Annotated in this window: 11 protein-coding genes; 5 read left to right on the top strand and 6 right to left on the bottom strand. The window is 38.4% G+C overall.

Annotation, left to right across the window (positions count from 1 at the left end; all coding sequences use genetic code 11):
- Positions 1 to 41: 41 nt before the first annotated feature.
- Positions 42 to 1,406 carry an MFS transporter gene (locus AC1M9F_RS04800; protein WP_481597191.1) on the bottom strand — a complete coding sequence of 455 codons (1,365 nt, stop codon included), beginning with the start codon at positions 1,404 to 1,406 and terminating at the stop codon, positions 42 to 44.
- A gap of 172 nt (positions 1,407 to 1,578) precedes the next feature.
- Complete coding sequence (locus AC1M9F_RS04795) at positions 1,579 to 2,664, bottom strand: DUF475 domain-containing protein (RefSeq protein WP_179999088.1); 1,086 nt, start codon at positions 2,662 to 2,664, stop codon at positions 1,579 to 1,581.
- Positions 2,665 to 2,980: 316 nt separating this feature from the next.
- Between AC1M9F_RS04795 and tenA the strand changes: the two genes are divergently transcribed.
- The 4 genes from tenA (at position 2,981) to AC1M9F_RS04775 (ending at position 7,911) form a co-directional block, all read left to right on the top strand.
- Positions 2,981 to 3,655 (top strand): thiaminase II, encoded by a 675-nt coding sequence (gene tenA, locus AC1M9F_RS04790; protein WP_035265765.1) that lies wholly within the window; start codon positions 2,981 to 2,983, stop codon positions 3,653 to 3,655.
- Positions 3,656 to 3,827: 172 nt separating this feature from the next.
- On the top strand, positions 3,828 to 4,199 hold the full coding sequence (locus tag AC1M9F_RS04785) for a hypothetical protein (protein WP_180028470.1): 372 nt from the start codon (positions 3,828 to 3,830) through the stop codon (positions 4,197 to 4,199).
- 255 nt (positions 4,200 to 4,454) lie between these two features.
- Positions 4,455 to 7,286, top strand: a complete 2,832-nt coding sequence (gene uvrA, locus AC1M9F_RS04780) for an excinuclease ABC subunit UvrA (protein WP_481597190.1) — start codon at positions 4,455 to 4,457, stop codon at positions 7,284 to 7,286.
- Positions 7,287 to 7,398: 112 nt separating this feature from the next.
- The gene (locus AC1M9F_RS04775; RefSeq protein WP_035265770.1) at positions 7,399 to 7,911 is read left to right on the top strand and encodes a hypothetical protein; all 513 of its coding nucleotides are present in this window, start codon (positions 7,399 to 7,401) and stop codon (positions 7,909 to 7,911) included.
- Between the two features lie 194 nt (positions 7,912 to 8,105).
- Here AC1M9F_RS04775 and AC1M9F_RS04770 read toward each other — a convergent pair whose 3' ends face one another.
- Positions 8,106 to 9,812 (bottom strand): GGDEF domain-containing protein, encoded by a 1,707-nt coding sequence (locus AC1M9F_RS04770; protein ID WP_481597189.1) that lies wholly within the window; start codon positions 9,810 to 9,812, stop codon positions 8,106 to 8,108.
- A gap of 488 nt (positions 9,813 to 10,300) precedes the next feature.
- Positions 10,301 to 11,194 (bottom strand): class D beta-lactamase, encoded by an 894-nt coding sequence (gene blaOXA, locus AC1M9F_RS04765; RefSeq protein WP_481597188.1) that lies wholly within the window; start codon positions 11,192 to 11,194, stop codon positions 10,301 to 10,303.
- A gap of 821 nt (positions 11,195 to 12,015) precedes the next feature.
- Here blaOXA and omp33-36 point away from each other — a divergent pair.
- Positions 12,016 to 12,951, top strand: a complete 936-nt coding sequence (omp33-36, locus tag AC1M9F_RS04760; protein WP_481591857.1) for a porin Omp33-36 — start codon at positions 12,016 to 12,018, stop codon at positions 12,949 to 12,951.
- 63 nt (positions 12,952 to 13,014) lie between these two features.
- Here the strand turns inward: omp33-36 and betT are convergent, their stop codons facing one another.
- Together betT and AC1M9F_RS04750 are read right to left on the bottom strand one after the other, a co-directional pair.
- Positions 13,015 to 14,985: a choline BCCT transporter BetT gene (gene betT / locus AC1M9F_RS04755; protein WP_481597187.1), complete on the bottom strand. Its 1,971-nt coding sequence runs from the start codon at positions 14,983 to 14,985 to the stop codon at positions 13,015 to 13,017.
- Between the two features lie 226 nt (positions 14,986 to 15,211).
- Positions 15,212 to 15,901 (bottom strand): ion channel, encoded by a 690-nt coding sequence (locus AC1M9F_RS04750; RefSeq protein ID WP_481586857.1) that lies wholly within the window; start codon positions 15,899 to 15,901, stop codon positions 15,212 to 15,214.
- Between the last annotated feature and the right edge of the window lie 130 nt (positions 15,902 to 16,031).

Raw genomic sequence — 16,031 nt, 5'->3', positions numbered from 1 at the left:
CTTCCTATTCGATTCTATGTTTTACTTTATAAGAGTTATGATTAAATGGCTACCTCTTTACCCAACAAGTGCGTTAAATGTTGTCGCGCAGTTTCGTCTAACTGCTGCTTATCAACTTTGACATAGACCACTTGTTGATCAGTCATCACCACGACCTCTTCAATACCACGAATTGCCAGTAACTGAGAAGTCCATTCATCTGTTTCTTGGACTTTGGGCAAACTCAAAATCAGTGATGATAAATAACGTGGCTGCTTTAACCCAAAACTAATCAACAGCCAAAGAATGGCAATTCCTGTGAGTGCCCCCCAGCCTAGAGCAGTGTTATTTAACATCAGCAATTGACCACCCAGTATACCGCCAAAAAAAGCACCTAAGAATTGACCACTGGCATTCACACCCATTGCTGTCGCTTTGGATTGGATAGGTGCTGCCTTCGATAACCAAGATGGCAGTAGTGCTTCCATCACATTAAAGGCAATAAAGAAAAGACCTAAACCAAGCAACAAAATGTATTTCGATTCAAATCCAAAAATCATCACGATCAAACCAGCGATGATCCCAGCAATCGCAGTCAGAAAAATACCTCGCATTTTTCGATATTTTTCAGCAAGAATGATACTAGGAAAAGCAAAAAATAAACTGATTACCAATAAGGGAAGATAGATCAAACCATGCTGAGCTAAAGGAATATCTGCAAAGTCAATCAATTGAGAAGGCACATAGATGAACATCGCCGTCAGCAATAAATGCAAAGCAAACACAGAAACATGTAAGCGATTTAAATCGCCCATTTTCAAAACTTGTTTTAGCTGAGTGAGATAACCTTGCTGAAAATTTTTATGATGACGTGTTGTTTTGGGAACAAGAAATAGCATTGCAATGGCAAGTAATCCCATGAGTGTGGTCACCCAGAATAAGCCTGAAATACCCACCACGCTGGTCAACCATGGCCCTAAACTAAATGCAATAACGAAAGAGAGACCAATACTCATCCCCATCATTGCCATCGCCTTCATACGATTTTCTTCACGCGTAACATCTGCCAATAACGCCATGACGACAGCAGAGACAGCTCCACCCCCAGCTATTGCACGCCCTATAATCACACCATAGATTGTGTCTGACATTGCGGCGATTGCACCACCCAAGGCAAACAGCAATAAACCCAATACGATCAGCGGCTTTCGGCTATAACGGTCTGCAATCAAACTAAAAGGAATTTGTAGTATTGCCTGAGTCAAACCATACACACCTACGGCCAAACCAATCAAAGCAGGTGTTGCATATTCATAAGCCTGTCCCGCAACAGAAAAGACCGGGACAATCATAAACAGACCTAACATTCGCAATGCAAAAATGCTGCTCAATGCAAATGTGGAACGGCGTTCTAAGGCATTCATCATAAAATTTAGGTAATCGCGTGATTTCTATGTCTACTTTGATTATAGAATATTCGGCTGATGAACAGGCATGAATTTTATTTGAAATAAAGATCAACACCATCTGTTTTCCCTAGGGCAAAAGCCTTAAGCCAAAAAAAGCACAGCTTGTGCTGTGCTTTTTTGATTTATTCATCTAGCCTTGCAGCGCTTGACGCTTCTTATATTGAATAGATGCAATCACTGCCCAAACAATAAATGCTACACCAATCAGACCTGTTACCACTTCAGGAACATGTACGCCCGTACCACTCGCAATCATAATGAAAGCTAATGCACCAATTGCATAGTGCGCACCATGTTCTAAATAGATGTAAGCATCTAAAGTGCCTTTCTCAACGAGATAGATGGTAATCGAACGAACAAAGATGGCACCAATCGCGAGACCTAACATAATCACCACAACATCTGAAGTAATGGCAAAAGCACCAATCACACCATCAAAACTAAATGATGCATCCAATACTTCTAAATACAAGAACCCACCGATACCTGCTTTGACTACGCCTGTTGGCACACCATTACTATCGTGACCAATTGCATTACCATTTTCATCAATTTCAGGCTCACCACCCAGCAAATGGCTCAGTACTTGTACCCCAATATAAATGACGATGCCCCAGATACCCGCCATAGTCACGACTAAGCGTTTAGCTTCATCAACATTAGCTGCCATGATCAGTAAAGCCACTAAAGCAACAAATACAGATAGTGCAGGTACAGATGCCAATTTCGCTAAACGACGCTCAATCCATTTGAACCAATGCGTGTCTTTACCATCATCCAAGAAAAAGTTAAGGAATACCATCAATAAGAATGCACCACCAAATGCTGCAATTTCAGGATGATGATTCATCAGTCGTGCCGAATATTCTTTAGGGTCATTTAATGCCAAATTGACAACTTCCATCATGCCCATATCCGCTGTGACCGCGACGATCACAATTGGGAAGATTAAACGCATACCAAATACTGCAATGAGAATACCTACAGTCAGGAAAAGCATTTTCCAAAAGTGATCCCAATGACGAAGCACTGAAGCATTGACAACAGCATTATCAAAAGAAAGTGAAACCTCCATCACAGCTAAAATTGCAGTGATGGTCAGTACGGTGAACATGGTCTTGAGGCCAGCTTCTGGACCATGGGTATAACCCCAATAGGCAGACAGCGCAAGACACACGATCGTGAATACGATAGAGAAACCAAAATGTTTCCACATAATCTAGCGACCTTATAAAAATGATGTGAATTAATAAAAATTTTACAAAACATAAACTTAGAATTTTTATATGACGAATATTAAACGAAGTCTGTGCTTAGTGATTTGTAAAAATTCTATAAATTGAATGTCTGATCTCTAGCGCTAAAAGACACTCAATTAAACTGTGCTAATTATGACGAGTTTTCAAAATTTATCCAAAGTTCTTCGTATGATTTTTTTGTTGAAGATGATGTATCGCTCAAGCTAGTTTTGTAACGACAAATTGATATGATCTTAGATGATACCTAGAGATGATTTTATTCAGGATGGATTTATGCGTTTTTCAGAAGCCGTTTGGCAACGAAACTACGATTTATATCAAAAAACATTAGCACTCCCTTTTAACCAAGAACTGGCGCTTGGAACACTGAATCAAGAAGCTTTTTGCCATTACGTCATTCAGGATGCGCATTACCTGGTTGCCTATGGTCGAGCATTGGCTATTTGTGGTGCTAAAGCATATGACTCCGATGCCATTATTCAATTTACGCAAGGTGCTAATGAAGCAATTGTGGTTGAGCGTGAACTGCACAATGGTTTTATGCACGAATTTGGCATCACTAAAGCTGATTTTGAAAATACACCTTTGACTGCTGCTTGCCATCATTACACCTCATTTCTGACAGCTACTGCATGGTCAGAGAGTTATCCTGTCGTTTTAGCTTCATTACTGCCGTGCTATTGGATTTATGCGGAAGTGGGCAAAGACATTCTTAAACGTAATATTGCAAATAATCCTTATCAAGCGTGGATTGACACTTATGCTGGCGAGCATTTCAACGAAGAAGTACGCAAAGTCATTGAAATTATTGACCGAGTTGCGGCAGAAAGCGATCAACATACCATTGAAAAAATGCATCAAGCTTACACACGGGGAGCTGAACTCGAATATTTATTCTGGGATAGTGCCTATCATCAACGTCAATGGTTAAGCCTAGATCACTCATGATGCTATCACCTGCATAACCAAATTAAAGGTCGGTGATCTAAACTGCATTGCCGACTTTCAGGCTCATTTCGATTTAAATGAATTTAAGACTGGATTTTAAAGCAAACTTCAAGCACAATTATTATTGATAATAATTCTCATTATCATAAATAAAATTTACTTGAGGTTTTCTATGCAACATTCACTGGGAACAGAAGCAATCCGTGCATATTTCACTTTACAATGCTGTTGGTTAAATAATGAAGAAGTTTATTTAGAAAAAGGCTGTACACACTGTGGATCTGCTGCCACATATCTCATTTATTTTACCAATCATCATATTCAAAATTTAATGCTCGACTTCATTGCTCAATACTCTTGTTCAAGCTCTATACGTTTTGATTTTCTAGATTTACAACATTTCGAAGCGGAATATAACGATTTTCTTCAACACTTAGAAAAAGAAGTGAATTTTTACGCACGTCAACATCATGCTATTGAAAGACATATATGTTTTGAACAGGTGGACTCTATTTTCGAACGTCACTATTCACGTGCTTGCTGATCAATATTCACCCGAAATTCACTTATATTTAACATCCTGTGGCTCATCATGACATCAAATTTGCGAATTGATTCTGTCTTGTTCATCTATTTAAAATCAGATTGCAGGAGCTCTCAAAGCACTTTACATTGGACTTTTGCTGTTCAATGAAATTTTACCGAGATAATTTGTCGTGTTTTATTTTTCATTTGTGCTTGAACAAAATTAAATCGCTATCATATATCACCTTCACTCAGCATATTTTCGAGATGTTTTATGAGCCAAAGTCATATCCGTATTCGAGGCGCACGCACCCATAACTTAAAAAATGTGAACCTTGATATTCCACGCGATAAGTTCGTGGTGATTACGGGACTTTCAGGTTCAGGTAAATCTTCACTGGCTTTCGACACCTTATATGCAGAAGGTCAACGTCGCTATGTTGAATCTTTATCTGCCTATGCACGCCAATTCCTATCCCAAATGGAAAAACCTGAAGTCGATTCGATTGAAGGTTTAAGCCCAGCTATTGCCATCGAGCAGAAATCAACCAGTCATAACCCACGTTCAACGGTCGGTACGATTACTGAAATTTATGACTATTTACGTTTGTTGTATGCTCGAGTGGGTACACCCTACTGCCCTGAGCATGACTTGCCGATGGTGGCACAAACCGTGTCGGAAATGGTTGATGCGGTTAAAGCACTTGAAGAAGGTACAGCTTTATTGTTACTTGCTCCTGTTGTACGTGAGCGCAAAGGTGAATACACCAATTTATTTGAGCAATTACAAAGCCAAGGTTTCGTCCGTGCACGTGTAGACGGTGAAATCATGGAAATTGATCCACCGCCTGAACTGGATAAGAAGAAAAAACATACCATTGAAGTCGTGGTCGACCGTTTTAAAGTCCGCGATGACTTAGGCAACCGTATTGCAGAAAGTTTTGAAACCGCACTGCGTTTAGGTGGCGATATTGCCATTTTGTCATGGATGAAAGGCGAACAATCTGATCGTGTGTTTTCAGCAAAACACTCATGTCCTGAATGTGACCGTGCCGTTGCCGAATTAGAACCTCGTCTGTTTTCTTTTAATAACCCATTTGGTGCTTGCCCAGTCTGTGATGGTTTAGGGACACGTAGCCATTTTAGTTCTGACAAACTCATTCCAAACCCTGAAGTCAGCATTAGCCAAGGGGCAATTCGTGGTTGGGATCGTCAGCGTCCATACTATTACAGCATGATTGAAAAAGTCGCTGCACACTTCGACTTCTCTCTTGATACGCCGTGGAATGAACTTGATGCGGAGACCAAAAAGAAATTCCTTTACGGTACAGGTAAAGAAAAAATTGACTTAAGCTATATCGATGAACGTGGTCGCCGTCATAACCGTGTGATGGCTTTTGAAGGGGTTTTACCACACTTAGAACGTCGTTACCGTGAAACTGAATCAAACTATGTGCGTGATGACTTAGCACAATACTTATCTAATGCTGCATGTGATGCTTGTGGCGGTTCACGTCTCAATGAAATTTCACGTCATGTGCGTGTCAAAGACAAAACCATTGCCGAAATCACCAAAATGTCGATTGGCGATGCCGAAAGCTACTATCAAGACCTGAATCTTGAAGGTGCCAAAGGTGAAATTGCCGATAAGATTTTTAAAGAAATCCGTGAGCGTTTGCACTTCCTTGTATCAGTCGGCTTGAACTATTTAAGTCTATCTCGTTCAGCCGAAACCTTATCAGGGGGTGAAGCACAGCGTATCCGTTTGGCTTCGCAAATTGGTGCAGGTCTTATGGGCGTCATGTACGTGCTGGATGAACCATCAATTGGCTTGCATCAACGTGATAATGACCGTTTGCTTGAGACTTTGGTTCGTTTACGTGATCTCGGTAACACTGTCTTAGTGGTAGAGCATGATGAAGATGCCATTCGCGCAGCCGATCATATTATTGATATTGGTCCTGGTGCAGGTGTGCATGGTGGTCATGTCATTGCCGAGGGGACTTATGATGAATTGGCAGCCAATGAGGATTCTCTGACCGGCAAATACCTTTCAGGTAAGTTAAAAATTGAGGTGCCGAAAACGCGTGTACAACCACCTAAACCTGATGAGCAAATTAAGCTGATGGGTGCATGTGGTCACAACTTAAAGAATGTTGATCTCACCATTCCTTTAGGTGTTATGACCTGTGTGACGGGTGTATCGGGTTCAGGTAAATCGACTTTAATTAACCGTACTTTATTGCCACTTGCTGCAACACAATTGAATGGTGCAACGACGTTAACGGCAGAAAAATTTGATTCGATTGATGGCTTACAATTCCTCGATAAAGTCGTGGATATTGACCAAAGCCCAATTGGACGTACACCGCGCTCAAACCCTGCAACCTATACAGGTTTGTTTACGCCAATTCGTGAACTCTTTGCTCAAACCCCAGAAGCCAAAGCACGTGGGTATGCCGCAGGTCGTTTCTCGTTTAACGTGAAAGGTGGTCGCTGTGAGGCTTGTGAAGGCGACGGTATGATTAAAGTGGCGATGCATTTCTTACCGGATATGTATGTGCCATGCGATGCCTGCCACGGCAAGCGTTATAACCGTGAAACTTTGGAAGTCGGCTATAAAGGTAAAAACATTTCTGACGTGTTAGAGATGACCGTTGAAGATGCAATGCATTTCTTTGATGCGATTCCTGTCATTCATCGTCGTTTAGAAACTTTAAATCAAGTTGGTTTGGGCTATATTCGTTTAGGTCAGTCGGCAACCACGCTTTCAGGTGGTGAAGCACAGCGTGTGAAACTTGCACGTGAGTTGGCGAAGCGTGATACAGGTAAAACCCTGTATGTGCTTGATGAGCCAACCACAGGTTTACATTTCCACGATATTGCGAAACTTTTGGATATCCTGCATGAGCTACGTAACAAGGGTAATACCATTGTAGTGATTGAACATAATTTGGATGTGATTAAAACTGCCGACTGGATTGTGGACTTAGGGCCTGAAGGCGGTGCAGGTGGCGGTATGATTATTGCTGAAGGTACGCCTGAAGAAGTAGCGAAAAATAAGGTTTCGCATACTGCACGTTTCTTAAAACCAATGTTGAAATAATCTCCCCCCTTACGGATTAATGCTCCTCATCTTTGAAAAGGAGGGTTAGGGAGGTTTCAAAATAATAATTTATTATGCTAATACGGTGATTCATTCACCGTTTTTTATTCTTATGACTTTATTAGAAATATTAGATACAGCTATTAAAATTGGTTTAGGTGCGCTCATTACAGGGATCATTACTTATTTCAATCAAAAGGCAAATTTGAAGGCACAACAAAATAAGGAAAACAAAGAATTTAATCGTAATCTTTTAACAAAAATTTCTTCTGATATAGAGGAAATAAATCATTTAATTTTAAAAATTTGGGCTATATTTGATTTTGAAATTAAAAAGCCTGTATTAGATAAAGAAGTAATTAGCGACAGACTCTCTCCTCTGCGAGAAAACCTATTTGATGACTTTAATCTATTAAGTAAAAATGAAGGGCTTTTACTTTTATATGACTATAAAGATCAACAAGAAATATTGAGAAGATACGGTGAACTTGTAGGTGCTTTTAATTCCTATACATGTTTTCGTAAAGAATCTGTTTCAATTGAGAAAACTGCTGAATATAAAGCAAGTATATTAGAGACTAGAAAACAACTTTATCAAAGTTTAAATAAAGCCATTCCTAAATAATTTTTAACTGAAATCCAATCACATGAAAGCGACCTGGATGTCGCCCGTTTGATTAAGATATAAGGATGTATCCTCAATCAAACAAAAGCATTTTGCCTACTTTTTTCTTTCAAAAGTAGGAAACTACTACGCAAATTTAATAAAAAATCTAACTGACAATTGAGGACGTGACTACTGCCAATATTCACATAATCTTAGCTTGAAACCGTATTGCGCCCCTGCGCCTTTGCCCTAAACAAAGCTCGATCCGCTTTCGCAAATAATGCTTTCCAAGAATCAGCACCTACCGCAACACCCACACTGATCGAAACCGTAAATGATTGACCTTGCTCATCTGTAAATTGTAAATCACCAATACCCTTACGCATCTTTTCTGCAGCACGTAAACCATGTTCAAGGTCTAAATTTTCAATCAACACCAAAAATTCATCACCACCAAAGCGAACGACTAAATCAGTTGATCGAACATTATGACTTAAACAATTTGCCACCTGCTGAATGACTTGATCCCCTGCCACATGACCATACTGATCATTAACCTGTTTAAAATAATCAATATCTACAATCATCAAACACGTTTGGGTAAACTTATTGGGCTGAGCTTCCATAAGTTTGGTATAGGCTTCTAAAGCAAAACGATTTGAAACACCTGTTAATTTATCAGTATTGGCAATATTCTTTAATTCAAATTCAAACTCATCACGTTGATGCAACATTTTCTGAAGTTTTTGCATCGCTTCGTGTAATGAATGTACTTGCTTCTGCTGATCTTCAATAAAATGACTATCGACCAAAGCATTGGCATACGACAATTCAACTAATTTATCTCTCACCATTATAAGCGGCGAAATAACTTTATGTTGAACATAGATCATCGTAAATAAAGCAGCCAATAGTGAAATTAAAGAGACTATCAACGTGAGTAGGAAGTTCAATTGATTCGCGTCTTTTTCTGACTTTGCGATTTCAACGCTCTTATTGAGCAAATAGTCTTGTAAATCGATAACTGTTAAGAATTTACCAGATACAGCTACACTTAATTCAGTCCCTGATAAAAAATAAGGTTGTCCCTTTCGGCTTTCATCAATTAATCGCATGATGATAGGTAAACCTTGATCAATAAACTGAGTTTTCACTTCTTGGTGTAAGCGAGCGAATTCAGCTGTACGATGGCGTTCGGGTTGGATGGTATTCACTAAATCCCACAAATAGCGAACTTGTTTTTGCGTTTGTAATGCGCGTGCAATATTGTCACTTGGTAACGGCTGCTGAAATGTCACATGTGCAGTTACATTTGAAGCAACACGTCCAGCCTGATCTCGCAAATCAGCCAACACCAAAATCATGGTGTAATAATGCCCCATCGAACTATCTTTACTTTTAGACTGCATTACCAGTTTCTTCAGTAAATCATGACTGCTATCCCACGCATTAAACATTGTAAGAATAGCTTGATCTAAAGCTTCAGGCGTACGCTCTGCAAATGGCAACGAAATATAGTGATCGACTTGTTTGCGACCTTCCGCTAATTTTGGATTTAGGTATTGAGCGACGTACTCTTCTAACCCATCATATCCAGACTGATCTAATCGATGAATCGAGACCTTAATTTGTTCATCTACTCCCGCGCGATACTCAATAAGCGCTTGTTTATTTTTTTCAAACTCTTCTTGTGAACTCGACATTGCTATGTTCGCAGGGCCACGCTCGCGTGAAATACGATTCGCTAGAGCAGCAACGGCACGAAGATTTTCTATTTCAATCAATGCTGTTTGTGATTTCTGATATTCGCGATAATGGCTAATGACCAATGGGATTGAAATACAGAGGATAGATAAGACGATAATCATCACGAACACAAATAGGCGGCGACCAATTTGCTCGGAATGTGATTTTAACATCCAAACTACCTCTAAAATAAAAGACCGTATAAAGCGGTGAGATTTATAAAATTTCTTTGAACTTAGTTATATTTTACAATATAACCATGCTTAAAAAGCACTTAAAGCACAAGTTTTTATTTAAGAAACAATGTGATAAATATCACACTATTGTAATGCCGTAAATTTTTTTTGTTCAATATTTAAATTATTTTTCCACAAATATACAAGTGACATATTTGGCAGTATTTACTTTTTTTGAATTAAAATCAGATGATTATTTTGATCACTTAATCAGCATCGAAAAAATAGATCATGCGCATAATTTTTAATCATTATACAAACCTCATCCTTTAAACCATAATGCTTACATTGCAAAGACACTGATTCATATCAGATTTGCTTAATGAATTTTGTTCTACCCTCGGATGTTTCTCCCACATACAGAACATCCTTTTTCAGCCCAGCCATCCCAATCGGCTGGGTTTTTTTTATCTTTTATATGACTTTTAACGTAAATAATGAAATAAACCAAGTCGATCTAAAATATCTAAAGTGATTGCCTTCCGTTGCTGAATTTTATCACCATTTTTCATTTCTAAATTTAATGCAAAGGCAGTGACTTGACCGCTGGCTTGTTCTACAAAACCCACATACCAGCCCACCTGAGGCTCAATATCCATTCCCCAACCACTTTTGGCATATAGCTTATTCGCACCACGTGATTCGACATACATCATGTCTCTTACATCTTGTTGTACATCTCTACGAAACGGCAATGACAACTGTGCCAATCTATAAACAAATTTAACTTGTTGATCAGGTGTAATCTCTAGAGGACCTTTTAACCAAAACTGATCTATCTCATCCCCGACTTTTGCATTTCCATACTGAATTCGAATTAATTCCTGTTGCATCAATGTTGGTCCAATACGGTGTGCTAAGGCTTGATACACAGGTACAACAGATGATTGTAAGGCCTCACCAAGCGTAAAATCACGTTGCCAACTATCAAATGAACGCTTATTTCCATCCCATTTAAACACTTCATACCGAGTTGATTTATGATGTTCTAATCCAATCAAAGCATTCACTATTTTAAAAGTGGATGCAGGGATAAAGTTTTCTTTTGCTCTTGTTCGATCAGAACCGTAAGTTTTAACGTGTTTGCCATCATAGGTGATAAATACACCTTGAATATTTTGCTGATTAAATAGGGTCTCAATATGATGCTGATTCTTTGATTCACTGCTATTCAGCATTGAATCATCTTTTAAATCGTATGCTTTTGTTCTCGGATTAATATGATCTAAGGCCTGGCAGGCAGATAGAAAAACAGACGTTAAAACAAGTGCAACAACGTAGATTCCTTTCAATTCAATGTTCCAATTTGACCAATGCATTTAATTCAATTTTGACAGATTATTTCTAATTTTTTTGTCTATTTTTAACACTTTTTTTAAAAATATTATTTACATGTGCAATATGCTGGTGCATAATGCCCCACATTAGGGCGAGATAGAAATATACCTCAGCAGAATTTCTGTATTTCCCCCAAGTTTTGGCGAAAAAACCTAGTTTTCATAGAAAACTAGGTTTTTTTTTGCTCAGTATTGATAAAGAATACACCTGATTATGCACTATAATAGTGCAAATAAATATAAGTTAAAAAAAACCCAGCCTTGGGGAAAGCTGGGCATATAAGAGAAATAACCACTATAATATTTAGTAAATCTAAAAGGCAAAACTCAATTTATTTAAATATAAAAAAAAACTTAGTTAAGGAGCATGTAATTATGTGAAAATTAACTTAAATTGCAAACATCGTAACCCTTTGAAATTCCGAATCAACCTAACACTTTACTACCAAGTAGGTGAAAAAAGTCACATTATTTATTTTCAAATGATTTAAAATTAAACGAAAATCTTAAATTTCATGTAAATTAACATTTTCTTTATACGTTTTATCCGATTCTAATAATCTTTTTTTTGTATAATTTCGATGCAATTTTTTAAGCTTAATCGACGTTGAAAATCTCCTTATCACATTGTTATTTTTGAATAAAATGTTCAAAAATTCATGTTCTTAATCTTCTTGTATCAAGACATAACACACAAAATAAATTTAGACCAGCAGACTATTACCTTAAAGATCATTGACTTAATACATTGTTACAATACAATATTTACTGCATATTCATTCGACATTTATTTGGTAACTATTATGAAAAAAATTAGTTTAGCCACTGCTTTATTAGTAGCAATGACTGGGGCACACGCATATCAAGTTGAAGTACAAGGCGCTGCTGAATACTTTGATGACTCATTGAACAATGATAACTATACTGGTTCTGTTCAAGGTACTTACTACTTCAAGAATGTAGACTCAACTAAAGGTCCTTTAGCTGAAGCGGCTTTCTTAAATCAAGCATCTAATGTTTCTGTTGCTTATAACTTCGGTGAATATTCTGCTGATATTAAAGCTGCTAATCAGAAAGTTGAAGCTCAGCAACATAACTATGGTGCAAAAGCTGAAGCTTATATCCCAACTAAACTTATTCCTTTATATGCAAGCGCGTCATATAGCCACTCAAAAACTGATGCTAAAAATGAATTCACTGCAACCAATCCATCTAACCACCCACAAGTTGCTAAATTAGCAGATGGTAACGGCGATCGTTATGCATTAGAACTTGGTGCAATGTTACTTCCAAACTTCTTGGTTGCTGTAGGTTATACAAGCGTTGCTGATCAATACTCTTTTGATGTCTTTAAAGCAATCAACAACGGTAGCGTATTCTCAGCACTTGAAACAGGTACTATTGCTGAAGATCAAGATGCGATCACAGCACGTACTAAATATGTAGGCGGTATCACTGATACAAATATGTCTATTGGCTTTGAAGCTGGTTTAGTATACGGTGAAGATACACTTTACCAATTAAAATCTGACCTTTACTTCAATCCACAGTTAAGCGCAGGCGTATCTTATACTGAATCAAGCTTTAATGACACTCCAAGCTCAGCTATCGGTGCTAACGTAAACTACTTCATCACTCCAGCTGTAGCTGTTGGTGCAAGTTATGTAAATGCTAACGCTGAAAATGGTTCTAGCCGTGATACTGAAACTGTTGGCTTAAATGCTAAATTCCGTTTCTAATAAGTTATTAGATACAGAATCAAAAAAGGACGCATAATGCGTCCTTTTTTTATCAGTCACTAGTTACTCAGGGCTACGAATTACACTTAAAAAATGTAAATGTCTTTCGTATTGATCAATAACATCTTGAATTAAGTCTTCTTGTGTCCAGTCCATTACATCATAGGCCTGTCCACCCTCTCTTAAAAACACTTCCGCCTGATAATAATCCTGCTCAGTCACCATTGTATCTGGCATAAAGCTCGGTGGCGTTGTTCTTTGTGACATCACTTGATATACAAAATTCAACTCGTCATGATGATCTACCCTCAACTCTACCCCTTCAGCCAATCGATTTACACTAACCTTAAACTGTCTTCTCTTGAACTCTTTCTGCACTTGCTCTAATGCTTGAGATACTTGAGATTCAATAAATACATCAACCTCTTCCTTAGAATGAGGATAGTGCATAATCAATCCTAAGCGTTTTTGCCAACTCCGTGGTTGATGAATTGCTCGAGGTGTAATTCTCGCCTCTTGCAGAGCATTCATTTTAATTAAATCTACTTTTAAGGCTTTGAGTAATCCCCAACAAATAAAAAGCATAATGACGGAGAATGGCAACGCACTCATGATGGTCGCAGATTGTAAAGCACCAAGCCCACCGACCAATAATAATACAATTGCCAATACCGCCATAAGCACAGTCCAAAAGAGTCGTTGCCATGTCGGTGAACCTTCACCTTTAGCCGTCAAATAGTCTGTAACTAATGCACCTGAATCCGCTGAAGTGACAAAGAATAAAATAACCAGCGATGTTGCTACTACACTCATGATTGAAGCGAGTGGTAAGCTATTTAAAAATTCGAATAATGCAACGGAAGAATCCTTCTGTACTGCTAGCATCAGTGCTTCATTGCCTTCTTGCATAATACTGAAGAGCGCAGCATTCCCCATAAAGCCCATCCAAATGAGTGTAAATCCAGTAGGAATCAACATAACCCCAACAATAAACTCTCGAATGGTTCTTCCATGTGACACACGTGCGATAAACATCCCGACAAATGGTGACCACGAGATCCACCATGCCCAATACATAATCGTCCAACCACCAATCCAACCATTCGGTTGATAAGCATATAAATTAAATGTCATGGTAAAGAGATTAGAAACATACTGACCCATGTTCTGAATTGTGGTTTGCAAAAGATAAATGGTAGAACTCGCGAAGAATACAAAGAGCAATAAACTTAATGCCAATACCAAATTCAACTCAGACAACCGTTTAATTCCTTTTTCTAAACCTAGAAAAACGGACAGTGATGCCAATGTACTGACGATAATAATCAGTATCACTTGTGTACTTGCTGATTGAGGAACATCAAATAAATAATTCAAGCCTGAGTTAATTTGCGTTACACCAAAACCCAACGTTGTCGCCACACCAAATACTGTTCCAATCGTGGCAAATGTGTCTACGGCATCCCCCATTGGACCATGAATTTTTTTTCCAATGATCGGATAAAGCGCGGAACGTACTTTTAAAGGCAATTGATGTCGATAAGCAAAATACGCCAAGGACAATCCAATCAATGCATAGATTCCCCATGCATGAAGTCCCCAGTGGAAGAAAGTCACTCGCATCGCTTGCTGCGCTGCCATAACGGTTTCTCCATCACCGACTGGCGGAGAGACATAATGCATTACAGGTTCTGCTACCCCAAAAAACATCAAGCCAATCCCCATACCTGCGGTAAAGAGCATTGCAAACCAAGAGCCATTACTGTAACTCGGTTGGCTATGATCTGGACCGAGCCTGATTTTGCCGTAGTCAGAAATTGCGATATAAGCCAGCACGATCAGAAATATGGCAACTGCTAAAACATAAAACCAACTAAAAGAATCCGTAATCCATTGGTTCAGTTGCTGAGTAACTAATTCAAAACCATGAGGAGATAACACCACAGTGGCTAAAAATACAAAAATGATGAGTACCGTGCTGATAAAAACACGTGGATTCACATTTGAATACCATGAAGGATGCTGAGAAGACATAATTCCCCTATATATTTATTTTTCGGTGAAACGCTTCAAACTGGATAAAACGCTATATGAAATGAGATCATTTATTCTCAACCTCATACAAAGCCGAGTTAGTTTCATCAAAGACGGAATAGAAAAATCGACTCAATATAGAGCATCGGAGACTGTTTTTTGATCTAATTACTTATTATTCATGATTTTGCAGATGAATGCCGTTAGCAAGATGTAACGTTCTGTTTTAATCATCCTGATGCTTTGGCAAATGAGCAATGTATTGCAGTGCAATTAAGCGCGAAACAATCAAAGCCAGATACATGACTCCACTAAACATTTGAATCATGGCAATCAGTCTCGCTAGCGGACTCAAGGGCATAATATCTGAAAGACCTGTTGCCGACTGAATACTAAAACTGAGAAACAACAAATCTAACCAACTATGTTGAACAGATTGTTCAGGCGTTATGCTAAAACTCAGTGGGTCATATAGCTGGCAGATGCTATACAAAAATGCGAAGCTCCATGCAATTAAAGTAAAAACAGCCGCTGCCGCAAATAATTCATCTTTGGTCAAATAGCGGTCTTCGAACATATATCGAACCAAACCATAAGCCGCTGTCGTATACGCGATAACTTCAAATACATGCGCTGTAATTTGAATATAGGCTTGATGATATCCAATCAGAATCAAGAAAGAAAAAATGAGAGCTCCTAATACCCCAAATAAACCTACAGCACTAAAAATTGGGGTCATTTTGATGACTTTAGCAATAATAAGAAGGACTAAAGCGCCGAGAATCCAAGTCATGGAGCGATAAGCCAAATCATGACTTGATATCACTGCGAGGAATAAAATCAGCAGCTGTAAAATCAGTAGACACGCGGATGGTAAACGTACGAGATCACGTATCACGCGGCATATTAAACTCATCTCAACTCCAACTATTTTTATTGTTTTGTTTGAATGAAAGCATAGCGGACAGTTGATGACTTGTATGTCATTTAAAATAGAAATTTGGTAAAGAAAAAAAGCCCCTTAAAGGGGCTTTTTATCATGATCA

The organism is Acinetobacter sp. ANC_7504 (genome assembly GCF_056779995.1).
This window is presented reverse-complemented; position numbering and strand designations above follow the sequence as displayed.